The organism is Streptomyces sp. Root1310, assembly GCF_001426425.1.
GTDB lineage: Bacteria > Actinomycetota > Actinomycetes > Streptomycetales > Streptomycetaceae > Streptomyces.
Genome location: NZ_LMEQ01000012.1, coordinates 1034621 through 1057908 on the forward strand (window position 1 = coordinate 1034621; position 23288 = coordinate 1057908).

Consider the following 23288-nt stretch of genomic DNA (forward strand, 5'->3'; position numbering starts at 1 on the left):
CCGGGCACGACGCGTTGTGCAACCCTGTCCCGAGTTTCCCCGTCTGACCTGGCGGAGTGACGATGGTGAGGTTGCACGAGAACAGAGGAGCACATGTCCGCCGAGAGCACGCCGGAGCCCGGAACCCCGGGTGAGACCGGCACAACGAGCGGGACGGCCGGCAGCGACGGTCCGCGCCACCGCAGGCAGCGTGGCCGGCGCAAGGGGGTGCTGATCGCCGCGTGGACCGCCGCGGGCACCCTCGTGCTGGGCGGCACCGGGGTCGGCTACCTCTACTTCAAGCTCAACGGCAACATCAAGAGCGTCGACATCGACCAGGCCCTGGGCACCGACCGGCCCACCAAGGTCGACAACGGCTCCGAGAACATCCTCGTGCTCGGCTCGGACACCCGCTCCGGCGCCAACAAGAAGCTCGGCGGCGGCGTGGACGACGGCAGCGCCCGCTCCGACACCGCGATGATCATCCACGTGTACGAGGGCCACAAGAAGGCCAGCGTGGTCTCGATACCGCGCGACACGCTCATAGACCGCCCCGCCTGCACCGACACGAGCGGTGTCACGCACGACGCCGCGTCCGACGTGATGTTCAACTCGGCGTACTCGACGGGTGGCGCCGCCTGCGCCGTGAAGACGGTCGAGTCGATCAGCGGCATCCGTATGGACCACTACCTGGAAGTCGACTTCTCGGGCTTCGAGGAGCTCATCGACGAACTCGGCGGCGTCGAGGTCACCACGACCAAGGCCATCGACGACCCCGACAGCCACCTCAAGCTCAGGGCCGGCACGCACACGCTCACCGGCGAGCAGGCCCTCGGCCTGGTCCGCACCCGGCACGGTGTCGGCGACGGCTCCGACCTCGGCCGCATCCAGCTCCAGCAGGCCTTCATCAAGGCCCTGGTCAACCAGGTCAAGCACGTCGGCCTGTTCAGCGGCGGCACCAAGCTCTACGACCTCGCCAACACGGCGACCAAGGCCGTCACGGCGGATTCCCGGCTCGGCTCGCTGAACTCCCTGATGTCCTTCGCGAACGGGCTCAAGGGCATCAGCGCGGACAACATGAACATGGTCACCATGCCGGTCCGGTACGACCCGACCAACCTCAACCGGGTCATCGTCGCCGAGGCGAAGGCCAAGCAGGTGTGGACGGCCCTGAGGAACGACCGGCCCATCCCGAAGGCCGCCACCGAGGGCACCGCCACGGGCGAGGCGGCGGGGGTCGTGACGTCGTCCTGACGGCCTTCGCGCACCCCGGGGAATAGATCCCCCCGCCCCCCGGTTTTGGGGGATGCGGCCAGTCCTGGCAGACTGGTACGTCGGCCCCGGTTCACGTTGGTCGTATCCCGCGACAACGACCCGGCGCCCTCCCGAAACTAGGAGACACCTTGAAGCGCGAAATCCACCCCGAGTACGTCGAGACGCAGGTCAGCTGCACCTGTGGCGCCTCGTTCACCACCCGTAGCACGATCGAGAGCGGTTCCATCCGCGCCGACGTCTGCTCCGAGTGCCACCCGTTCTACACGGGCAAGCAGAAGATCCTCGACACCGGTGGCCGTGTGGCCCGCTTCGAGGCCCGCTTCGGCAAGGCTCCCGCCGGCTCCACGAAGTAGCGAGCCCCTCTTCGCCGGTCCACGGCAGTGTCCCCGCCCAGGGGCACGGCCGGGACCGGCGTTTTTGGTCGCCCGCCCTTCCCCCACGTACGTCATTCAGGAGCGCATCATGTTCGAGGCCGTCGAGGAGCTGCTCGGAGAGCACGCCGACCTGGAGAAGAAGCTCGCCGACCCGTCGGTCCACTCCGACCAGGCCAACGCGCGCAAGCTGAACAAGCGCTACGCCGAGCTGACCCCCATCGTCGGCACGTACCGCTCCTGGAAGCAGACCGGCGACGATGTCGAGACCGCGCGCGAGTTCGCCTCCGCCGACCCGGACTTCGCCGCCGAGGTCAAGGAGCTGGAGAAGCAGCGCGAGGAGCTCACGGAGAAGCTGCGGCTGCTGCTCGTGCCCCGGGACCCGTCCGACGACAAGGACGTCATCCTCGAGATCAAGGCGGGCGCGGGCGGCGACGAGTCGGCGCTGTTCGCCGGCGACCTGCTGCGCATGTACCTGCGGTACGCCGAGCGCGTCGGCTGGAAGACCGAGATCATCGACGCGACCGAGTCCGAGCTGGGCGGCTACAAGGACGTCCAGGTCGCGGTGAAGACCAAGGGCGGACAGGGCGCCACCGAGCCCGGGCAGGGCGTCTGGGCGCGGATGAAGTACGAAGGCGGCGTGCACCGGGTGCAGCGGGTCCCCGCGACCGAGTCCCAGGGGCGGATCCACACCTCCGCCGCCGGTGTGCTCGTGACGCCCGAGGCCGAGGAGGTCGACGTCGAGATCAACGCGAACGACCTGCGCATCGACGTCTACCGGTCCTCCGGGCCCGGCGGGCAGTCCGTCAACACCACCGACTCCGCCGTGCGCATCACGCACATTCCCACCGGAGTCGTCGCCTCCTGCCAGAACGAGAAGAGCCAGTTGCAGAACAAGGAGCAGGCGATGCGTATCCTGCGCTCCAGGCTGCTCGCAGCGGCGCAGGAGGAAGCGGAGCGGGAGGCCGCCGACGCCCGCCGCAGCCAGGTCCGCACCGTCGACCGCTCCGAGAAGATCCGCACGTACAACTTCCCGGAGAACCGCATCTCGGACCACCGCGTCGGATTCAAGTCGTACAACCTGGACCAGGTCCTGGACGGCGACCTCGACGCGGTGATCCAGGCCTGCGTCGACGCGGACTCGGCCGCCAAGCTCGCAGCCGCGTAAGCGTTTTAGGACGTACGCACGACGAGTACGACACGGAGGACTTGCGTGAACCTGCTGCTCGCAGAGGTGGCCCAGGCCACCCAGCGGCTGGCCGACGCCGGCGTGCCCTCGCCGCGCAACGACGCGGAGGAGCTCGCCGCGTTCGTGCACGGCGTGAAGCGCGGTGAACTCCACTCCGTGAAGAACTCCGACTTCGACGCCCGTTACTGGGAGACCATCGCCCGGCGGGAGCAGCGCGAGCCGCTCCAGCACATCACCGGGCGGGCCTTCTTCCGTTACCTGGAGCTCCAGGTCGGCCCCGGCGTCTTCGTACCGCGCCCCGAGACCGAGTCCGTGGTCGGCTGGGCCATAGACGCGGTCCGCGCCATGGACGTCGTCGAGCCCCGCATCGTCGACCTGTGCACCGGCAGCGGCGCCATCGCGCTCGCCCTCGCCCAGGAGGTGCCGCGCTCGCGGGTGCACGCCGTGGAGCTGTCCGAGGACGCCCTGCGCTGGACGCGCAAGAACATGGAGGGGTCCAGGGTCGACCTGCGTCAGGGAGACGCCCTGGACGCCTTCCGTGACCTCGACGGCCAGGTCGACCTGGTCATCTCCAACCCCCCGTACATCCCGCTCACCGAATGGGAGTACGTGGCGCCCGAGGCGCGCGACTACGACCCCGAACTCGCCCTGTTCTCGGGCGAGGACGGCCTCGACCTGATCCGCGGCATCGAGCGCACCGCCCACCGGCTGCTGCGTCCCGGCGGTGTCGTCGTCATCGAGCACGCCGACACCCAGGGCGGCCAGGTGCCGTGGATCTTCACCGAGGAGCGGGGCTGGGCCGACGCGGCCGACCACCCCGACCTCAACAAGCGCCCGCGCTTCGCGACCGCCCGCCGGGCGACGCCGTGAGCACCCCCCACACTTTCGACCCGCAGCAGTACGTGTACGAGGAGGCCCGCTAGATGGCACGGCGATACGACACCAACGACGCGACCGACCGCGTGACCGGTCTGCGCGAGGCCGCGTCCGCCGTCCGCCGTGGCGAGCTCGTGGTCCTCCCGACCGACACGGTGTACGGCATCGGCGCCGACGCGTTCTCCTCGGAGGCGGTCGCCGACCTGCTGGCGGCCAAGGGCCGGGGCCGCAACATGCCCACCCCTGTCCTCATCGGCTCGCCGAACACGCTGCACGGGCTCGTCACGGACTTCTCCGAGATGGCCTGGGAGCTGGTCGACGCGTTCTGGCCGGGCGCGCTGACGCTCGTCGCCAAGCACCAGCCGTCCCTCCAGTGGGACCTGGGCGACACCCGCGGCACGGTCGCCGTCCGCATGCCGCTGCACCCGGTCGCCATCGAGCTGCTGACGGAGGTCGGTCCGATGGCGGTGTCCTCGGCGAACCTCACCGGGCACCCGGCGCCGGAGAACTGCGACTACGCCCAGGAGATGCTCGGCGACTCCGTCTCCGTCTACCTCGACGGCGGCCCGACCCCCGGCAACGTCCCCTCCTCGATCGTCGACGTCAGCCGGGAGGTGCCGCTGCTGCTGCGTGCGGGCGCGATCTCCGCGGACGAGCTGCGCAAGGTCGTACCCGACCTCGAGGTGGCGAATTGACAGCCCCTGACGCGGGGCGTGGCATAGGCAACGGGGAACGTGCCGCGGAACAGACCACGACGTTCGGGTTTCCGCGCGACAGCTTCCGCATCCTCCACGTCAGCACCGGCAACGTCTGCCGCTCGCCGATCACCGAGCGGCTGACCCGGCATTTCGTGTCGCAGCGGCTCGGGGTGCTGGGCCGCGGGCTGATCGTGGAGAGCGCGGGCACCTGGGGTCATGAGGGCGCGTCCATGGAGGCCAACGCGGAGACCGTGCTGGCCGACTTCGGCGCGGACGCCACCGGGTTCACCGGCCGTGAGCTCCTCGACGAGCACGTCATCATGGCCGACCTGGTCCTGACGGCGACCCGCGACCACCGCGCCCAGGTCATCTCCATGGGGCACTCGGCGGGCCTGCGCACCTTCACCCTGAAGGAGTTCACCCGCCTGGTGAACGCCATCGACCCGGCCACCCTCCCGCCGCTGGACGAGGGCGTCGTGATGCGCGCCCGGGCCCTGGTCCGCGCGGCGGCGGCGCTCCGCGGGTGGCTTCTCGCCCCGACCCTCGAGGCGGACGAGGTCTACGACCCGTACGGGGCACCCCTGCCGTTCTTCCGCTCGATCGGCGACGAGATACACCAGGCCCTGGATCCGGTGGTCACAGCGCTCACCGGGGTGCCCGCACGCGCCTGAAGGCGGCCGGCGTCGAGGGCCGGGCCGCGCCGGCCGGCGCCGTTCCCGCCGGGGTTCCCGCGAGGGGCGCAGCGGCCGCGCGCGCCCCCCACCCCCGGGCCTACATTGGACGTACGTCACCGTCGACGCCCGGAGCGCACCATGTCGGTCACCCATGTCCCCGAGGCCGATGTCCTGCGCCGGCAGGACCCCGAGCTGGCCGAGATCCTGCTCGGGGAGCGGGACCGGCAGGCGTCGACGCTCCAGCTGATCGCCGCCGAGAACTTCACCTCGCCCGCCGTGCTGGCCGCGCTCGGCTCGCCGCTCGCCAACAAGTACGCGGAGGGCTACCCGGGGGCCCGGCACCACGGCGGCTGCGAGATCGTCGACATCGCCGAGCGGATCGCCGTGGACCGCGCCAGGACGCTGTTCGGCGCCGAACACGCCAACGTGCAGGCCCACTCGGGCTCCTCCGCGATGCTGGCCGCCTACGCCGCCCTGCTCCGGCCCGGCGACACCGTCCTGGCGCTGGGCCTGCCCGACGGCGGCCATCTCACGCACGGGTCGCCGGCCAACTTCTCCGGCCGCTGGTTCGACTTCATCCCCTACGGGGTGGACGCGGAGACCGGGCTCGTCGATCACGAGCAGGTCCGCACGCTGGCCCGGGGGCACCGGCCCAAGGCGATCGTGTGCGGGTCCACCTCCTACCCGCGCCACATCGACTACGCCTTCTTCCGTGAGGTCGCCGACGAGACGGGTGCCTATCTGATCGCCGACGCCGCCCATCCCATCGGGCTCGTCGCCGGGGGAGCGGCGCCCAGTCCGGTGCCGTACGCCGACATCGTCTGCGCGACCACGCACAAGGTGCTGCGGGGGCCGCGCGGCGGGATGCTCCTGTGCGGCGGCGAACTCGCCGAACGGGTGGACCGGGCGGTCTTCCCGTTCACCCAGGGCGGCGCGCAGATGCACACCATCGCCGCGAAGGCGGTCGCGTTCGGCGAGGCGGCAACCCCGGCGTTCGGCGTGTACGCCCATCAGGTGGTCGCCAATGCGAGGGTTCTCGCGGCCGCCCTGGAGGGGGAGGGGCTGACCGTCACCACCGGCGGGACCGACACCCACCTCATCACCGCCGACCCGGCACCGCTCGGTGTCGACGGGCGCACCGCGCGCGGGCTGCTCGGGGCCGCCGGGATGGTGCTGGACTGCTGCGCGCTCCCGCATGTCTCGGGCACCGATGTCATCGCCTCGCACGCCCGTGGCCTGCGCCTGGGCACCGCCGCGCTGACCACGCAGGGCATGCGGGAGGAGGAGATGAAGCGGGTCGCGGCGCTGCTGGCGGGGGTGCTGCGGGACGAGGTCGAGAGCAGGAAGGCCCGTGAGGAGGTGCGCGAGCTGGCGCTGGCGTTCCCGCCGTATCCGGGCTGAAACGGGGTAGGCGCGTCCCGTACACGCCCTCGTGCGCACCCCCCGTGCGTCCTCGCGCACAGCCTCACGTGAAACCATCGTCACTACCCGGTTGTCCTTACACATATGCGCCGTGCGGTAGTCGATCGCTAGGGTGTGGGACTGAGATGGCCGGCGAGACCTGTGGGGAAGCCCGTGCGTGAATACCTGCTGACGCTCTGCATCACGGCCGCGGTGACGTATCTGCTGACAGGGCCGGTACGGAAGTTCGCGATCGTGGCCGGAGCGATGCCGGAGATCAGGGCCCGTGACGTGCACCGGGAACCCACTCCGCGGCTCGGCGGGATCGCCATGTTCTTCGGCCTGTGCGCCGGTCTGCTGGTCGCCGACCACCTCACCAACCTCAACGAGGTCTTCGAGAAGTCGAACGAGCCGCGCGCCCTGCTCTCGGGGGCCGCGCTGATCTGGCTGATCGGCGTCCTGGACGACAAGTTCGAGATCGACGCCCTGATCAAGCTGGGCGGCCAGATGATCGCCGCCGGCGTCATGGTCATGCAGGGTCTGACCATCCTGTGGCTTCCGGTGCCGCTGGTCGGCACGGTCGCGCTGACCCAGTGGCAGGGCACCCTGTTGACGGTCGCGCTGGTGGTCATCACGATCAACGCGGTCAACTTCGTGGACGGCCTCGACGGCCTGGCGGCGGGCATGGTGTGCATCGCCTCGGCGGCGTTCTTCATGTACGCCTACCGCATCTGGTACTCGTACGGCATCGAGGCCGCCGCCCCGGCGACGCTCTTCGCGGCGATCCTGATGGGCATGTGCCTGGGCTTCCTGCCGCACAACATGCATCCCGCGCGGATCTTCATGGGCGACTCCGGCTCGATGCTGATCGGGCTGGTGCTGGCGGCGGGCGCGATCTCCGTCACGGGGCAGGTCGACCCGGACATCATGCGGCTGTTCTCCGGCTCCGAGCGCAACGCGGTGCACCAGATGGTGCCGGTCTACATCCCGCTGCTGATGCCGTTGACGATCATCGCGATCCCGGCCGCCGACCTGATCCTGGCGATCGTGCGCCGTACCTGGCGCGGGCAGTCGCCGTTCGCCGCGGACCGCGGGCACCTGCACCACCGGCTGCTGGAGATCGGTCACTCGCACAGCCGTGCGGTGCTGATCATGTACTTCTGGTCGGCGCTGATCGCGTTCGGCGCGCTCACGTACTCCGTCAACTCGGCCTCCATGTGGATCGTGCTCGGCGTCGTGATCCTGAGCGCGATCGGTCTGGCGCTGCTTCTGCTGCCGCGCTTCCGGCCGCGCACGCCGCGCTGGGCCGAGGCCTTCGTGCCGCCGCGTTACCGGCGCCGGGGCGGCCTGCCGGCCGAGGCGCAGGAGGCCCGGGAGGCGCAGACGCAGGACTCCGGGGCGGACGTCGGTCGGTACGGGCCGGCCGGTTCCGAGCAGCCCGCCGCCGCCGACGCGCAGAGTCCTGTCACGGTGGGGGTGGCAGGGGCCAACGGGGCCACCGCGATCGGTGGCCGGGGCAGCTCCAAGGTAAGAATCTGACTAGAGCATTGCCAAGTCGTGGGACATTCCTGGGCGGGCAAAACCCCCAATACCAGACAAGACCTCCGGGTTCGCGCCCAGACGTGCACTGTCACTCTCATGTGTGACAGTGGGCACACCCGCCAGGTAAAGACCTCATCAAATAGTTTGTGATACGGTTCACGAGAACCCCCCGGACAGAGCCGAAGGACCGCACTACGCCGGTTCATTGGAGTGAGGTGGCGTGAGGTCTCTCGCCCCTCGGGCCGGGACTACGCTCGTCCATGACGACACCCTGCCCCCCTTGAATGCGGAGTTGCCGCCATGCAGTCCAACGACGTACGAACACTCCTGCACTGTGCCCTGCCCACCGCAACCGCGGGTGTGGCGGGAGTCGCGGTGAGTGCCGCCGTTGCCGGCGGCAAGGGAGCGCTCGGCGCCGGGCTCGGTGCGGCTCTCGTCCTGCTGTTCATGGGTGGCGGTCTGGTGGTGCTGCTGCGCACCGCGCGCCGGCTTCCCCATCTGTTCCAGTCGATGGGGCTGTTGCTCTACACCACCCAGATCCTGCTGTTGATGATCGTGCTGATCACGTTCAAGGGGACCTCGGTCTTCAACCCGAAATGCTTCGCCTTCACGCTGCTGGCGGCCACCCTGGTGTGGATCGCCGCCCAGGTGGTCTCGCACATGAAGGCCAAGGTCCTCTACGTCGAGCCGGATTCCGCTCGGGCGTCGTCGTGACCTGTAGGGCCGGTGTAAAGGGACTTCCGCTCTTTTGCTATGGTCTCGCCACAACTGCGGCAGAGCTGGCGCGGGCGGCAGTCGAGCCTGTGACGTCTCACGGTTCGGAGCCCAGTCGCCGCCCCCACATCCGCAAGTCCAGTCCAGTGCCGTCCCGCGGTCGCAGGCCGCGCCGACACATCGAGGTTGCCGTACCCATGCGCCACGCTGAAGGAGCTCGCGGTGAGTAACGCCAAGACGCTCGCCTTCGAGACCGACTGTCATATTTTCGACGGGTGCGGTTTCCCGACCCCCGGCCTGCACTCGTTCCTCTTCGAACCGCTCTTCACCGTCGGCGGCATCGAATTCAACAAGCCGATGCTGCTCTCGCTGGTGAGCACCGTCATCGTCATCGGATTCTTCTGGGCGGCCTTCAACAAGCCGAAGCTGATCCCCGGCAAGCTCCAGATGGTCGGCGAGGCGGGTTACGACTTCGTCCGTCGTGGCGTCGTCTACGAGACGATCGGCAAGCGCGAGGGCGAGAAGTACGTCCCGCTGATGTTCTCGCTGTTCTTCTTCATCTGGATCATGAACCTGTGGTCGATCGTCCCGATCGCGCAGTTCCCGGCCACCGCGGTCATCGCGTTCCCGGTCGGTCTCGCGGCTCTCGTCTACATCGTGTGGATGAGCGTGACGTTCAAGCGCCACGGTTTCATCGGTGGTTGGAAGAACATCACGGGCTACGACCCGTCGCTCGGCCCGGTGTTCCCGATGGTCATGTTCTTCGAGTTCCTGTCGAACGTGTTCATCCGGCCGTTCACCCACGCCGTCCGGCTCTTCGCCAACATGTTCGCCGGGCACGTCCTGATCCTGATCTTCACCATCGGGACCTGGTACCTGCTCAACGGCATCGGCATCGCCTACTCGGCGGTCTCGTTCCTGATGGTCATCGTGATGACGGTCTTCGAGCTGTTCATCCAGGCCCTTCAGGCCTACGTCTTCATCCTCCTGTCCTGCAGCTACATCCAGGGCGCGCTCGCCAAGCACCACTGAGCACCTGATCAACATCCCCTGAACTTCCGGTGGCCAACCCCCACCGGCCTGTGTAAAGAGAAGGAAGTTACGGCATGTCCGCTCTCGACACCCTCGCCGCGGTCGAAATCAAGGGCAACCTCGCTGCCATCGGCTACGGTCTCGCGGCCATCGGCCCCGGCGTCGGCGTTGGCATCATCTTCGGTAACGGCACCCAGGCGCTGGCTCGCCAGCCCGAGGCCGCCGGCCTGATCCGTCAGAACCAGATCCTCGGCTTCGTCCTCTGTGAGGCGCTCGCCCTGATCGGTCTGGTCATGGGCTTCGTCTACCCGACGTCCTGATCCGGTCATCGCCGACGAGAGAATTCCACGGAAGGAACTGATGTGATCTCGCCCTTGCTGCAAATCGCGGCTGAGGAGGAGGCCCAGAATCCTCTGATCCCGGAGATCCCCGAGCTCGTCATCGGTCTGATCGCGTTCGCGATCGTGTTCTTCGTCCTGGGCAAGAAGCTCCTTCCGAACATCAACAAGGTTCTGGAAGAGCGTCGCGAAGCCATCGAGGGCGGGATCGAACAGGCCGAGATTGCTCGCACTGAGGCCCAGAGCGTTCTGGAGCAGTACAAGGCCCAGCTCGCCGAGGCCCGTCACGAGGCCGCGCGGCTGCGCCAGGAGGCGCAGGAGCAGGGCGCCGCACTCATCACCGAGATGCGTGCGGAAGGCCAGCGCCAGCGCGAGGAGATCGTCGCCGCCGGGCACAGCCAGATCGAGGCGGACCGCAAGGCCGCCGCGTCCGCGCTGCGTCAGGACGTCGGCAAGCTCGCCACCGATCTGGCCGGCAAGCTCGTCGGGGAGTCCCTCGACGACCACGCCCGCCAGAGCCGCGTCATCGACCGCTTCCTCGACGACCTCGAGGAGAAGGCCGAGGCGTCTCGATGACCGCACACGGAGCGAGCCGCGAGGCATTCGCAGCAGCCCGTGAGCGTCTCGACGCGCTGACGGACTCCACGTCCGTGGACGCGGCGCAGCTCGCCGACGAGCTGGCGGCAGTCACCGCGCTGCTCGACCGCGAGGTCTCGCTGCGTCGGGTCCTCACCGACCCGGCGCAGGCCGGTGAGGCCAAGGCCGAGCTGGTCCAGCGCCTGCTCGGCGCCCAGATCAGCGGTGCCACCGCCGACCTGGTGTCCGGCACGGTGCGTTCGCGCTGGTCGCAGTCCCGCGACCTGGTGGACGTGCTGGAGGAGCTGGCGAACATCGCCGACCTCACCGCCGCACAGAAGGCCGGCAGGCTCGACAACGTCGAGGACGAGCTGTTCCGCTTCGGACGGATCGTCTCCTCGAACACCGAGCTGCGCGCCGCGCTGACCAACCGGAAGGCCACCGCCTCGGCCAAGAGCGAGCTGCTGCGCAGCCTGCTCGGCGGCCGGGCCGACGCGGCCACCGAGCGACTGGTGACGCGCCTCGTGACCGCGCCCCGGGGACGTAGCCTGGAAACGGGACTCGAGTCCCTGTCCCGGCTCGCCGCGGAGCGCCGGGACCGCATGGTCGCCGTCGTCACCTCGGCGGTACCGCTGAGCGACCCGCAGAAGCAGCGCCTCGGCGCCGCCCTCGCCAAGCTCTACGGCCGCCCGATGCACCTCAACCTCGACGTGGACCCCGCGGTCCTCGGCGGGATCCGGGTGCAGGTCGGTGACGAGGTGATCAACGGCTCCCTCGCGGACCGCATCGAGGACGCCGCCCGCCGCATGGCGAACTAGCAGCAACTCAAGACCGCAGTACGAACTGATGGCGGCCCTGGTTGGGCCGTGCAGAGGATTCACCTCTTTCAGGGGGGAGTCCCCATCCCCCCAAAGTGAAACTTCGGGCCCAACAAGGAGAGCAGGGAACCCAGATGGCGGAGCTCACGATCCGGCCGGAGGAGATCCGGGATGCGCTGGAGAACTTTGTCCAGTCGTACAAGCCGGACGCGGCCTCGCGCGAGGAGGTCGGTACGGTCACCCTTGCCGGCGACGGCATCGCGAAGGTCGAGGGCCTTCCCTCGGCCATGGCCAACGAACTGCTGAAGTTCGAGGACGGCACCCTCGGCCTCGCGCTCAACCTCGAAGAGCGCGAGATCGGTACCGTCATCCTCGGCGAGTTCAGCGGCGTCGAGGAGGGCCAGCCGGTCACCCGCACGGGAGAGGTCCTGTCCGTCGCCGTCGGCGAGGGCTACCTCGGCCGTGTCGTCGACCCGCTCGGCAACCCGATCGACGGACTCGGCGAGATCGAGACGTCCGGCCGCCGTGCCCTGGAGCTCCAGGCTCCGGGTGTCATGGCCCGTAAGTCGGTCCACGAGCCGATGGAGACCGGCTACAAGGCCGTCGACGCGATGACCCCGGTCGGCCGTGGTCAGCGTCAGCTGATCATCGGTGACCGCCAGACCGGCAAGACCGCCCTGGCCGTCGACACGATCATCAACCAGCGCGACAACTGGCGCTCCGGTGACGTGAACAAGCAGGTCCGCTGCGTCTACGTCGCCATCGGCCAGAAGGGCTCGACCATCGCCTCCGTGCGTGGCGCCCTCGAAGAGGCCGGCGCGCTGGAGTACACGACCATCGTCGCCGCCCCGGCGTCCGACCCGGCCGGCTTCAAGTACCTGGCGCCGTACACCGGTTCGGCCATCGGTCAGCAGTGGATGTACGAGGGCAAGCACGTCCTCATCATCTTCGACGACCTCTCGAAGCAGGCCGACGCCTACCGCGCCGTGTCGCTGCTGCTGCGCCGCCCGCCGGGCCGTGAGGCCTACCCGGGCGACGTCTTCTACCTGCACTCCCGTCTGCTGGAGCGCTGCGCGAAGCTCTCCGACGACCTGGGCGCCGGCTCGATGACCGGTCTGCCGATCGTCGAGACGAAGGCCAACGACGTCTCGGCGTTCATCCCGACCAACGTCATCTCCATCACCGACGGCCAGTGCTTCCTGGAGTCGGACCTGTTCAACGCCGGTCAGCGCCCCGCGCTGAACGTCGGTATCTCCGTCTCCCGAGTCGGTGGTTCCGCGCAGCACAAGGCGATGAAGCAGGTTTCCGGCCGTCTGCGCCTCGACCTCGCCCAGTACCGTGAGCTGGAGGCGTTCGCCGCCTTCGGTTCCGACCTGGACGCCGCGTCGAAGTCCCAGCTGGAGCGCGGTCAGCGACTGGTCGAGCTGCTCAAGCAGCCTCAGTACCAGCCCATGCCGACCGAGGACCAGGTCGTCTCCGTGTGGGCCGGTACCACCGGCAAGATGGACGACGTTCCGGTCTCCGACGTCCGCCGCTTCGAGAAGGAGCTCCTGGAGTACCTGCACCGCAAGGAGCAGGGCCTCATGACCTCCATCAAGGAGGGCGGCAAGATGTCGGACGACACCCTCATCGCCATTGCCGACGCGATCGCCGAGTTCAAGAAGCAGTTCGAGACCTCGGACGGCAAGCTTCTCGGCGAGGACGCCCCGGCCGCGGCCAAGTGACGTAAGGAAGGGACCTGACTCATGGGAGCCCAGCTCCGGGTCTACAAGCGTCGCATCCGATCCGTCACCGCGACCAAGAAGATCACCAAGGCGATGGAGATGATCGCCGCCTCGCGTGTCGTCAAGGCACAGCGCAAGGTGGCGGCCTCCACGCCGTACGCGACCGAGCTCACCCGCGCGGTCACGGCGGTCGGTACCGGATCGAACACGAAGCACCCGCTGACCACGCAGGCCGAGACGGTCGTGCGGTCCGCGGTGCTGCTCCTGACGAGCGACCGTGGTCTCGCCGGCGCCTTCAACTCCAACGCCATCAAGGCCGCGGAGCAGCTGACGGCACGCCTCGAGGCCGAGGGCAAGCAGGTCGACACGTACATCGTCGGCCGGCGTGGTCTCGCGCACTACAACTTCCGTGAGCGCAAGGTCGCGGAGTCGTGGTCGGGCTTCACGGACGAGCCGACGTACGCGGACGCCAAGAAGGTCGCGGGTCCGCTGATCGAGGCGATCGAGAAGGACACGGCCGAGGGCGGCGTGGACGAACTCCACATCGTCTTCACCGAGTTCGTCTCGATGATGACGCAGACGGCGCTCGATGACCGTCTGCTGCCGCTCAGCCTCGACGAGGTTGCCAAGGAGTCGGCGCCGAAGGGCGAGATCCTTCCGCTGTACGACTTCGAACCCTCGGCGGAGGACGTCCTCGACGCCCTTCTGCCGCGGTATGTGGAGAGCCGCGTCTACAACGCTCTCCTCCAGTCGGCAGCCTCGAAGCACGCCGCCACGCGGCGCGCGATGAAGTCGGCCACCGACAACGCAGGAGAGCTCATCGAGACGCTCTCCCGCCTTGCCAACGCGGCCCGCCAGGCCGAAATCACCCAGGAAATCAGCGAGATCGTCGGTGGCTCCGCAGCCCTGGCCGACGCGACCGCGGGGAGTGACAGGTAATGACGACGACAGTTGAGACGGCCGTTGCCACGGGCCGCGTCGCCCGGGTCATCGGCCCGGTCGTCGACGTGGAATTCCCCGTCGACGCCATGCCGGAGATCTACAACGCCCTTCACGTCGAGGTGGCCGACCCGGCCCAGGACGGCGCGAAGAAGACGCTGACCCTGGAGGTCGCCCAGCACCTGGGTGACGGCCTGGTCCGCACCATCTCGATGCAGCCCACCGACGGTCTGGTCCGCCAGGCCCCGGTCACCGACACCGGCACGGGCATCACCGTCCCGGTCGGCGACTTCACCAAGGGCAAGGTGTTCAACACCCTCGGTGAGGTGCTGAACGTCGACGAGAAGTACACGGGTGAGCGCTGGTCCATCCACCGCAAGGCCCCGAACTTCGACGAGCTCGAGTCGAAGACCGAGATGTTCGAGACCGGCGTCAAGGTCATCGACCTGCTGACCCCGTACGTCAAGGGCGGCAAGATCGGTCTGTTCGGTGGTGCCGGCGTCGGCAAGACGGTGCTCATCCAGGAGATGATCTACCGCGTCGCCAACAACCACGACGGTGTCTCCGTGTTCGCCGGTGTCGGTGAGCGCACCCGTGAGGGCAACGACCTCATCGAGGAGATGGCCGACTCGGGCGTCATCGACAAGACCGCCCTGGTCTTCGGTCAGATGGACGAGCCCCCGGGCACCCGTCTGCGCGTGGCGCTGGCCGGTCTGACCATGGCGGAGTACTTCCGCGATGTGCAGAAGCAGGACGTGCTGTTCTTCATCGACAACATCTTCCGCTTCACCCAGGCCGGTTCCGAGGTCTCCACCCTGCTCGGCCGGATGCCCTCCGCGGTGGGTTACCAGCCGAACCTGGCCGACGAGATGGGTCTCCTCCAGGAGCGCATCACCTCGACCCGTGGTCACTCGATCACCTCGATGCAGGCGATCTACGTCCCCGCGGACGACCTGACCGACCCGGCCCCGGCCACCACGTTCGCCCACCTCGACGCGACGACGGTTCTCTCCCGTCCGATCTCCGAGAAGGGCATCTACCCGGCCGTGGACCCGCTGGACTCCACGTCCCGCATCCTGGACCCCCGCTACATCGCGGCGGACCACTACAACACCGCGATGCGCGTCAAGACGGTCCTGCAGAAGTACAAGGACCTCCAGGACATCATCGCGATCCTCGGTATCGACGAGCTGGGCGAGGAGGACAAGCTCACCGTCCACCGTGCCCGTCGCGTGGAGCGCTTCCTGTCCCAGAACACCCACGTCGCCAAGCAGTTCACCGGCGTCGACGGGTCGGACGTTCCGCTGGACGAGTCGATCACCGCGTTCAACGCGATCATCGACGGCGAGTACGACCACTTCCCGGAGCAGGCGTTCTTCCTGTGCGGTGGCATTGAGGACCTCAAGGCCAACGCCAAGGAGCTCGGCGTCTCCTGAGCCTCGCGCTCTTGAAGAGGGGCGGGTGCGTCCCGCCCCTCTTCGTACGCCCACGCCGTATCTTCCGGGGGACGACCTCCGGACCCCCGGCAGAGTCCTGGGGCGGGACCCCGACACTTTGGTGCTCGGAGCCCTACTAGACTTATACGCAACACCCGGCAGGAAAGCCGGGTGGTGACCCGAGGAGCCACCTTGGCTGCTGAGCTGCACGTCGCGCTGGTCGCGGCCGACCGAGAGGTCTGGTCCGGCGAGGCCACCCTGGTCGTCGCGCGCACCACGTCGGGCGACATCGGCGTCATGCCCGGTCACCAGCCGCTGCTCGGTGTGCTGGAGTCGGGCCCGGTGACCATCCGTACGAGTGATGGTGGAACGGTCGTCGCCGCGGTGCACGGCGGTTTCATCTCGTTCGCGGACAACAAGCTGTCGCTGCTGGCCGAGATCGCCGAGCTTTCGGACGAGATCGACGTCCAGCGCGTGGAGCGGGAGCTCGAGCGCGCGAAGGCGGAGGGCGATGCCGCCGCCGAGCGTCGCGCGGACGTACGACTGCGTGCGGCGGCCTCGCGCTGAGCCAGCGTGTAACCGCTTGACGTCACTCAGCCGCGGTCGGCCCGGAGCAATCCGGAGCCGACCGCGGCTGAGGCAGATATGGATGTTTTTTCCGTTCCGTTACCTATTTTCGGTACCTAGGAGACGAGGAGGTCGGTGTCGATGGTCCTCGCTCTGACTGTGTGCGGAATCGTCGTGGCCCTGGTGGCGCTGGGGTTGTTCGTCTTCGGCCTGCGCCGCAGACTCATCCAGCGCTCCGGCGGTACCTTCGACTGTTCCCTGCGCTGGGACGTCTCCGAGAAACCGGACACGAGCGGAAAGGGCTGGAGCTACGGGGTCGCCCGCTACAACGGCGACCGCATCGAGTGGTACCGCGTCTTCTCGTACGCCTACCGTCCGCGCCGGGTACTGGAGCGCGGTTCGATCGAGGTGGCCGGCCGCCGTCTGCCCGAGGGCGAGGAGGAGCTGGCGCTGCTGTCCGACGCGGTGATCCTCACCTGTGTGCACCGGGGCACGCGTCTCGAACTCGCGATGAGCGAGGACGCGCTGACCGGTTTCCTCGCGTGGCTGGAGGCGGCCCCGCCCGGTCAGCGAGTGAACGTCGCCTGACATAACGGGTGCGGGGCGTCGGCCTGGCCGACCACGACCGCGCGGGTCTCGGGACCTCCTGGTGTCACCGTGATCTGGACGGGGCACACGGCCAGCAGGGCCGAGATCGCCGCTCCCGTGACCATCCCGGCGGACGCCGCCCTGGGCCTGGCCGACTCCGGTTTGCCGCTGCGTGACCGGTTCGGCCGGTCGGACCGCACGGACCGGTCGGACCTGTGGTGCCTGCTTTTCAACGCTTCCCCCCGTTTGTACTGTTTCGCTCACCTGCCGAGATACACAATGTGCCCGGTCGTCGGAGGTCGTTCACCGGCCGATCGGCCCGCCCTGGGGGGCCGAGTGACCCTGTGCCGCGCACGCCGGGGGCGCGTGGGGCGTGCGAACGCCCGCCACGAACGGGCCAGGGGGCCGTCCGTGACGGGCGTGCGGATCGGGCGGAGGATCAGCTCAGCCCGCTGTTGATGGCGCTCACCAGCTCGCCGTTGCTGGTGTCTCCGCTGAACTCCCAGAAGAACGCGCCGCCCAGACCCTGGTTCTTGGCCCAGGTCATCTTGCCGGCGATGGTGGCCGGGGTGTCGTAGGACCACCAGTTGCTGCCGCACTTCGCGTACGCCGTGCCGGCGATGGTGCCGGTGGCCGGGCAGGACGTCTTGAGGACCTTGTAGTCCTCGATGCCCTGCTCGTACGTGCCGGCCGCCGGGCCCGTGGCCGTGCCGCCCGGGGCGTCCTGGGTGACGCCGGTCCAGCCGCGGCCGTAGAAGCCGATGCCGATGAGCAGCTTGCTCGCGGGTACGCCCTTCGCCTTGAACTTGGCCATCGCGTCGGCCGTGGTGAATCCGGCCTGCGGGATGCCGCTGTACGAGGTGAGCGGGGAGTGCGGGGCCGTCGGGCCCTGGGCCGCCCAGGCGCCGAAGAAGTCGTACGTCATCACGTTGTACCAGTCGACGTACGCTGCCGCGCCCGCGTAGTCGGCCGCGTCGATCTTGCCGCCGGTGGAGCCGTCGGCGGTGGTGGCCGCGGTGACCAGGTTGCCCGTGCCGAACTTGGCGCGCAGGGCCTGCATCAGGTTCTTGTAGGCCGCCGCCCCGCTGGTGTCGCAGGACAGGCCGCAGGCGTTCGGGTACTCCCAGTCGATGTCGATGCCGTCGAAGACGTCGGCCCAGCGCGGGTCCTCGACCAGGTTGTAGCAGGACTGCGCGAACGCCGCCGGGTTGGCCGCGGCCTGGGCGAAGCCGCCGGACCAGGTCCAGCCGCCGAAGGACCACAGCACCTTGATGTTCGGGTACTTGGCCTTCAGCTGGCGCAGCTGGTTGAAGTTGCCGCGCAGCGGCTGGTCCCAGGTGTCGGCCACGCCGCTGACCGACTGGTCCGCGGTGAAGGCCTTGTCGTAGTCGGCGTAGGAGTCGCCGATCGCGCACTGGCCGTTGGTGACGTTGCCGAAGGCGTAGTTGATGTGCGTGATCTTCGCGGCCGAGCCGGACGTCACCAGGTTCTTGACGTTGTAGTTGCGGCCGTAGATGCCCCACTCGGTGAAGTAGCCGAGCTTGACCTTGGAGCCGGTGGTCGGGGGAGTGGTGCCGCCGCCGGTGGTGTGGACCGCGACCGCGCCGCTGGCCGGGCCGGTCTGGTCGGCGGTGTCACGGGCCTGGACGGTGTAGGAGTAGTCGGTGCCGGCCGTCAGACCGGTGTCGGTGTACGAGGTCGTCGTGACCGTGGCGACCTTGGCGCCGTCACGCAGGACGTCGTAGTTCTTGACGCCCTTGTCGTCGGTGGCGGCGGACCAGGTCAGCTTCACCGAGGTGTCGGTGAGGGCGGAGGCGGTCGGGGTGCCCGGGGCGGACGGGGAGGCGTCGCCCGGGACCGTTGTGCCGTCGCAACTGCCGCCGTTGAGCTTGCAGTTGGACGGGGAGCCGGAGCCCGCGCCGTTGAAGCCGAAGGAGACGGAGGCGCCCGCGGCGAGGGTGCCGTTCCAGGACTTGTTCTTGGCGGTCCAGTGGGTGCCGGAGGACGTGACGTCGGCGTCCCAGGCGGAGGTGACGGAGGTGCCGGAGGGGAAGTCCCACTCGACCGTCCATGAACTGATGGCGGTGGTACCGGTGTTCTTCACCGTCCACCTGCCCTCGAAGCCGGTGCCCCAGTCCGACGCCTTGGTGTAGCTGGCGGTGGCGGTCGTGGCGGCCTGAGCGGGGCTCGCGAGGCCGACCAGGCCGGCCAGCGGGAGCAGCAGCGTCGCGAACCCTGCCGCGGCTCTGTGTCTGAAGCGCATCCTGCGCCTCCTCGGGGGGAGTCGGGGGGCGTGACTGAGCCTTCACGCCCACGGTGCCGCGAGAATAGAAAGGTCTGGACCACAGGTCAATAGGTCTGGACCACTGCGGCGGACTAAACCTCCGGAGCCCCCTCGGATCCCAGCCGGATCCCCAACTCCTGCGCCAGTACCGCCGCTTGCACCCGGCTGCGCAGCTCCAGCTTCCCCAGCAGACGGCTGACGTGCGTCTTCACCGTCGCCTCCGCCATGTCGAGGCGCCCGGCGATGCCCGCGTTGGACATCCCCTCGCCCAGACAGGCCAGCACCTCGCGCTCGCGCCGGGTGAGGGCGTCCAGGACGGCGGGGTCGGCCTTCGGTGACCGGACCGGCTTCGCGGCGAACTCGGCGATCAGCCGACGGGTCACCGCGGGAGCGATCAGCCCCTCCCCGGCGGCCACCGTACGGACCGCCGCCAGGAGGTCCCTCGCCTCGGTGTTCTTCAGCAGGAACCCCGCCGCGCCCGCCCGCAGCGCGCCGAACACGTACTCGTCGAGGTCGAAGGTGGTCAGCACCAGCACATCGGCGAGCCCCTCCTCGACCACCTTCCGGGTCGCCGACACCCCGTCGAGGCGCGGCATCTGAACGTCCATCAGGACCACGTCCGGCCTCAACTCCCGCGCCAGCGACACCGCCTGTTCCCCGTCCGCCGCCTCGCCCACCACCTCGATGTCGGACGCGCTGCCCAGGATCAGGACGAGTCCGGCGCGTACGGCGGACTGGTCCTCGGCGACGAGGACCCGGACGGTGGAGCTCATACGGACTCACCTTCGGTCAGGGGGAATGTGGCACGCACCGTCCAGCACGAGTCCTGCGGCCCGGCGGCGAACGTGCCGTCAAGCAACGCCGCGCGCTCCCGCATGCCGACGAGCCCGGCACCGGAGCCAGGGGCGCGGGGCCCGTCCCGGTGGCCGTACGGACTCCGCACCCGCACGTCGAGCACCCCGTCGCGCCGGACGACGGCGACGGTGACCCGGCCGGGGCAGGCGTGCTTCAACGCGTTGGTCAGCGACTCCTGGACGATCCGGTAGGCGGCGAGTTCGACAGGGGCCGGCACCGCACCGGGCGCGGAGTCGAGGGTGACGTCGAGACCATTGGCACGGGCGCCCTCGACGAGGGCCTCCAGGCCGTCCAGGGTGGGGGCCGCGGCGGGCTCGCGGTCCCCGCTGCCGTCCCGCAGGATCCCGATCAGCCGCCGCATCTCCGCCAGCCCCTCGACGCTGTTCTCGCGGATGACCGACAGCGCCTGCCGGGACGTGTCCGGGTCGTCGATCGAGAGCGCCGCCGTCGAGTGGATCGCGATCGCGGACAGGTGGTTGGCGACCATGTCGTGCAACTCCCGGGCCATCCGCGCCCGTTCGGTGGTGACGGCCTGGACGCGGTCCATCTCGGCGAGCAGCGCGGTCTGTTCGGCCCGCAGCCGGGCCGCCTCGGCCGCGTCCCGGTGGTCGCGCACGATCCAGCCGGTGGCGGCGGGCGCGTAGGCCACGATGCCGACGACCACCCCGATCAGCAGGGCCTCCGGCACCCGCCACACCGCGAAGGGCACCAGCGTCCCGGCCACCGTCAGCAGTCCGGTGATCCACTGGATCCGGCGGGCCGACGCGAGCGGGCCGTACAGGACGGCCGCGTACATCAGGTCGGTGTACATCAGCACCGTGAACAGATTGCCCTGGGTCAGGGTGTCCAGGACGATCGCGGCCGTGCCGGTCAGCAGGGCCGTGCGCGGCGCGATCCGGCGCAGCACCTCGCAGCCGGCCATCACGCAGAGCGGCACCAGGACCGCCCAGGGGCCGTCGAGGAGCGTGATCGGGTCGTCGGACGGCCGGGTGCCCAGGCCGATGGCGGCCAGCAGCAGCCCGCCGAGCAGCCCGCCGACCGCGATGTACACGTCGAAGCGGTGCGGGCGGCGCAGGCGGCGCAGGTCTCGGACGGCCATGTCCTCCATCCAACACGCCTCGTCCCCCGTCCGCCTGCTTCCCGGGAACGGTCCCGAACTGCATCTTTCGATGTACCGCGAGTTCGTCACCGCCGACGACGAGACGCGCTCCGCCGGCCGGGAGCCTGGAAGGGCGAGCGAGAGGAGCGAACCGTGATCGTCGGACTGATCATCGCCTGTGAGGTGGCCTTCTGGGTGCTGCTGGCCGCCGGACTGGCCTTCCGGTACGTGTTCCGGATGCCGCGTCCGGGGGCTGGCCCTGCTGCTGTGCGAGCCGCTGCTGGAGGCCGTGCTGTTCGTGGTGACCGCGATCGATCTCAAGAACGGCGCCGAGCCGGACTGGCGGCACGGCCTGGCCGCGGTCTACATCGGCTTCACCGTGGGCCTCGGCCACTCCACCGTCAGGTGGGCGGACGCCCGCGTCGCCCACCGGTTCGCCGGCGGCCCGCCGCCCGTGCGGCCGCCGAAGTACGGCAGGGCCCGCGCCGTCCACGAGTGGAAGGTCGCGGGCCGCTGGACCCTCGCCGCACTGGTGGCCATGGCACTGCTCCAGGCGGCCGTCCTGTACGTCGGCGGGGACGGCGAGACCGATTCCCTGCGGGCGTGGCAGCTGCGGATGCTGTGGGTGATCGGCATCAACCTCGTCATCGCGGGGAGCTACACCCTGTTCCCGAAGTCCGGCCCGAAGGACCGCCCGAAGGGCGGCCCGGAAGGCGGATCGAACGGCGGACCGGAGCGGGAACCGGCCAAGATGCGCTAGCGCTCCCCGCCCGGCACCCAGAGCACGTCGCCGACCGCCTTGTTTGCGGTGCGGGCCAGAATGAACAGCAGATCCGAGAGCCGGTTGAGGTAGGTCGCGGTGAGCGGGTTCATCCGCTCACCGTGCACCTCCAGCGCCGCCCAGGTGGAGCGCTCGGCCCGCCGGACGACCGTGCAGGCCTGGTGGAGCAGGGCCGCTCCCGGGGTGCCGCCGGGCAGGATGAACGACCGCAGCTTCTCCAGCCGCTCGTTGAACCGGTCGCAGTCCGCCTCCAGGCGGTCGATGTAGAACTGCTCGACCCGCAGGGGCGGGAACTCCGGGTTCTCCACCACCGGCGTCGACAGGTCCGCGCCCACGTCGAACAGGTCGTTCTGGACCCGGGTGAGCACCCCGCCGAGCTCCTCGTCCAGCCCGCCCAGCGCGAGCGCCGTGCCGAGCGCCGCGTTCGCCTCGTTGACGTCGGCGTACGCGGCGATCCGCAGGTCGGTCTTGGCGACCCGGCTCATGTCACCGAGAGCGGTGGTGCCCTGGTCGCCGGTCCTCGTGTAGATGCGCGTCAGATTGACCATGCGGCCAATCTAGACCGTCCCGGAGGATCCGTTCCGTTCCCTTCGTCACTGCTGTCGGCGCCTGGTCAGTCCCGGTCCAATCGGCCTGAATCGGACAGTAATTGACGACGTGACCGGCGTCTCACGCGCTGAGACGTGAGCCGCGTTACTAACCGGTCACACAGCGCCTCACGCCCGCTAATCTCCCGCCGAGAGGCATGCTGAGCGGCTGCGCCGGATGGTTGACGCCGGTGACATCGGACGCCTGAGCGGGCAGGGCTTCTCCAAGCACCGAAACCGCACAGGCCCCATGGGCCTCACCCCTGCGAGTGAATTCGGTATCGGTTCGCTCACAGACGGCAACCTCCGACCGCTTCCCGCAGTCAGAGGATGCAACACCGGACACCACCACCGCGGAGCACGAGACGCACGCTTAGGGGAGCGCTATGCACATCAGGGGCGACCACGTAGAGCTGGTCGTCGGGGGTCGTCTCGACGTCCGCAGCGCTGCGGATGCCCGTACGGCTCTGCACACGGCCGTGGACGACGGAGCCGGCGACCTGGTGCTCGACCTGTCCGAGCTGGACTCCTGGGACGCCACCGGACTCGGCGTCATCATGGGCGTCCACCGACGGGCCGGCCGGTGCGGCCGACGCCTGGTGCTGCGCGGGGTGCCTCCGCAGATGCAACGCCTGCTGGTGGCCACCCGACTGCACCGGATCCTCGCGATCGAGGGCGGTATCGGAGTGGAGTCCCTGCCCCGGGTCTGATCCCCGAGGGGGCGTGGCCTGCGGCGGGAAACATGCGACGGGCGCAATCCTCACGAGACTGTGACGCTTCGGGCGGCCCGGCACCCCGGGCTGTCGTAGATACTGTGCGAAGGTTTACGGTTCGTCTGCCCGCCGCTCTCAGCCCTCGAGCGGGCACCGGACCAGAAGCGACAGCGCAGTGTGCAGCAAGGCCGGGAGGGGCTACCGCCACACGACGCTTTTGGGGGGCTTGAAC

At 69.2% G+C, this 23288-nt stretch carries 23 protein-coding genes and 1 pseudogene; 20 read left to right on the forward strand and 4 right to left on the reverse strand.

The window, feature by feature from the left end; genetic code table 11:
* The first annotated feature begins 93 nt into the window (after nucleotides 1-93).
* From ASD48_RS22700 to ASD48_RS22785, 18 genes are all read left to right on the forward strand, one after another.
* On the forward strand, nucleotides 94-1233 hold the full coding sequence (locus ASD48_RS22700; RefSeq protein ID WP_057603453.1) for an LCP family protein: 1140 nt from the start codon (nucleotides 94-96) through the stop codon (nucleotides 1231-1233).
* A 149-nt stretch (nucleotides 1234-1382) separates the two neighbouring features.
* Nucleotides 1383-1607 (forward strand): 50S ribosomal protein L31, encoded by a 225-nt coding sequence (rpmE, locus tag ASD48_RS22705; RefSeq protein WP_057603454.1) that lies wholly within the window; start codon nucleotides 1383-1385, stop codon nucleotides 1605-1607.
* Between the two features lie 109 nt (nucleotides 1608-1716).
* Nucleotides 1717-2793 carry a peptide chain release factor 1 gene (gene prfA / locus ASD48_RS22710; protein WP_020131189.1) on the forward strand — a complete coding sequence of 359 codons (1077 nt, stop codon included), beginning with the start codon at nucleotides 1717-1719 and terminating at the stop codon, nucleotides 2791-2793.
* Nucleotides 2794-2838: 45 nt separating this feature from the next.
* A complete protein-coding gene (prmC, locus tag ASD48_RS22715) occupies nucleotides 2839-3684 on the forward strand; it encodes a peptide chain release factor N(5)-glutamine methyltransferase (protein ID WP_020131188.1) in 846 nt (281 codons plus the stop codon).
* Nucleotides 3685-3737: 53 nt separating this feature from the next.
* Complete coding sequence (locus ASD48_RS22720; protein WP_054239907.1) at nucleotides 3738-4385, forward strand: L-threonylcarbamoyladenylate synthase; 648 nt, start codon at nucleotides 3738-3740, stop codon at nucleotides 4383-4385.
* Nucleotides 4382-5059, forward strand: a complete 678-nt coding sequence (locus ASD48_RS22725) for a low molecular weight phosphatase family protein (RefSeq protein ID WP_020131186.1) — start codon at nucleotides 4382-4384, stop codon at nucleotides 5057-5059. Before ASD48_RS22720 ends, ASD48_RS22725 begins: the two co-directional genes overlap by 4 nt.
* A 141-nt stretch (nucleotides 5060-5200) precedes the next feature.
* Nucleotides 5201-6463 (forward strand): serine hydroxymethyltransferase, encoded by a 1263-nt coding sequence (glyA, locus tag ASD48_RS22730; protein WP_057603455.1) that lies wholly within the window; start codon nucleotides 5201-5203, stop codon nucleotides 6461-6463.
* A 174-nt stretch (nucleotides 6464-6637) separates the two neighbouring features.
* A complete protein-coding gene (locus ASD48_RS22735; RefSeq protein ID WP_057603456.1) occupies nucleotides 6638-8002 on the forward strand; it encodes an MraY family glycosyltransferase in 1365 nt (454 codons plus the stop codon).
* Between the two features lie 303 nt (nucleotides 8003-8305).
* On the forward strand, nucleotides 8306-8719 hold the full coding sequence (locus ASD48_RS22740; protein ID WP_057603457.1) for a hypothetical protein: 414 nt from the start codon (nucleotides 8306-8308) through the stop codon (nucleotides 8717-8719).
* Nucleotides 8720-8941: 222 nt separating this feature from the next.
* Nucleotides 8942-9751: a F0F1 ATP synthase subunit A gene (gene atpB / locus ASD48_RS22745; protein ID WP_020131182.1), complete on the forward strand. Its 810-nt coding sequence runs from the start codon at nucleotides 8942-8944 to the stop codon at nucleotides 9749-9751.
* A gap of 74 nt (nucleotides 9752-9825) precedes the next feature.
* Nucleotides 9826-10071: an ATP synthase subunit C gene (locus ASD48_RS22750; RefSeq protein WP_020131181.1), complete on the forward strand. Its 246-nt coding sequence runs from the start codon at nucleotides 9826-9828 to the stop codon at nucleotides 10069-10071.
* A 45-nt stretch (nucleotides 10072-10116) separates the two neighbouring features.
* Nucleotides 10117-10665 (forward strand): F0F1 ATP synthase subunit B, encoded by a 549-nt coding sequence (locus ASD48_RS22755; RefSeq protein WP_107095541.1) that lies wholly within the window; start codon nucleotides 10117-10119, stop codon nucleotides 10663-10665.
* Nucleotides 10662-11483 carry a F0F1 ATP synthase subunit delta gene (locus tag ASD48_RS22760; RefSeq protein ID WP_057603458.1) on the forward strand — a complete coding sequence of 274 codons (822 nt, stop codon included), beginning with the start codon at nucleotides 10662-10664 and terminating at the stop codon, nucleotides 11481-11483. Before ASD48_RS22755 ends, ASD48_RS22760 begins: the two co-directional genes overlap by 4 nt.
* Before the next feature lie 134 nt (nucleotides 11484-11617).
* Nucleotides 11618-13207 carry a F0F1 ATP synthase subunit alpha gene (gene atpA, locus ASD48_RS22765; protein WP_057603459.1) on the forward strand — a complete coding sequence of 530 codons (1590 nt, stop codon included), beginning with the start codon at nucleotides 11618-11620 and terminating at the stop codon, nucleotides 13205-13207.
* A 21-nt stretch (nucleotides 13208-13228) separates the two neighbouring features.
* Nucleotides 13229-14146 (forward strand): F0F1 ATP synthase subunit gamma, encoded by a 918-nt coding sequence (locus ASD48_RS22770; RefSeq protein WP_057603460.1) that lies wholly within the window; start codon nucleotides 13229-13231, stop codon nucleotides 14144-14146.
* The gene (gene atpD, locus ASD48_RS22775; RefSeq protein WP_057603461.1) at nucleotides 14146-15582 is read left to right on the forward strand and encodes a F0F1 ATP synthase subunit beta; all 1437 of its coding nucleotides are present in this window, start codon (nucleotides 14146-14148) and stop codon (nucleotides 15580-15582) included. The genes ASD48_RS22770 and atpD overlap by 1 nt, the downstream gene beginning before the upstream one ends.
* Before the next feature lie 192 nt (nucleotides 15583-15774).
* The gene (locus ASD48_RS22780; protein ID WP_057584029.1) at nucleotides 15775-16149 is read left to right on the forward strand and encodes a F0F1 ATP synthase subunit epsilon; all 375 of its coding nucleotides are present in this window, start codon (nucleotides 15775-15777) and stop codon (nucleotides 16147-16149) included.
* A gap of 141 nt (nucleotides 16150-16290) precedes the next feature.
* On the forward strand, nucleotides 16291-16737 hold the full coding sequence (locus ASD48_RS22785) for a DUF2550 domain-containing protein (RefSeq protein ID WP_020131174.1): 447 nt from the start codon (nucleotides 16291-16293) through the stop codon (nucleotides 16735-16737).
* 439 nt (nucleotides 16738-17176) lie between these two features.
* On the opposite strand, the gene ASD48_RS22790 is transcribed toward ASD48_RS22785, so the two are convergent.
* The 3 genes from ASD48_RS22790 to ASD48_RS22800 all read right to left on the reverse strand — a co-directional run bounded on the left by ASD48_RS22790 (nucleotide 17177) and on the right by ASD48_RS22800 (nucleotide 20975).
* Nucleotides 17177-19000 (reverse strand): glycoside hydrolase family 18 chitinase, encoded by a 1824-nt coding sequence (locus ASD48_RS22790; protein ID WP_057603462.1) that lies wholly within the window; start codon nucleotides 18998-19000, stop codon nucleotides 17177-17179.
* 113 nt (nucleotides 19001-19113) lie between these two features.
* Entirely contained in the window at nucleotides 19114-19794 is a 681-nt protein-coding gene (locus ASD48_RS22795) for a response regulator transcription factor (protein WP_057603463.1), read from the reverse strand.
* Nucleotides 19791-20975 carry a histidine kinase gene (locus ASD48_RS22800; RefSeq protein WP_057603590.1) on the reverse strand — a complete coding sequence of 395 codons (1185 nt, stop codon included), beginning with the start codon at nucleotides 20973-20975 and terminating at the stop codon, nucleotides 19791-19793. Before ASD48_RS22800 ends, ASD48_RS22795 begins: the two co-directional genes overlap by 4 nt.
* A 153-nt stretch (nucleotides 20976-21128) precedes the next feature.
* Here ASD48_RS22800 and ASD48_RS22805 point away from each other — a divergent pair.
* A pseudogene (locus tag ASD48_RS22805) lies at nucleotides 21129-21735 on the forward strand (hypothetical protein).
* Here ASD48_RS22805 and ASD48_RS22810 read toward each other — a convergent pair.
* A complete protein-coding gene (locus tag ASD48_RS22810) occupies nucleotides 21732-22304 on the reverse strand; it encodes a cob(I)yrinic acid a,c-diamide adenosyltransferase (protein WP_057603464.1) in 573 nt (190 codons plus the stop codon). The pseudogene ASD48_RS22805 and the gene ASD48_RS22810 sit on opposite strands and share 4 nt — an antisense overlap.
* Before the next feature lie 425 nt (nucleotides 22305-22729).
* On the opposite strand from ASD48_RS22810, the gene ASD48_RS22815 reads away from it, so the two are divergent.
* Complete coding sequence (locus tag ASD48_RS22815) at nucleotides 22730-23053, forward strand: STAS domain-containing protein (protein WP_057603465.1); 324 nt, start codon at nucleotides 22730-22732, stop codon at nucleotides 23051-23053.
* Nucleotides 23054-23288: the final 235 nt, after the last annotated feature.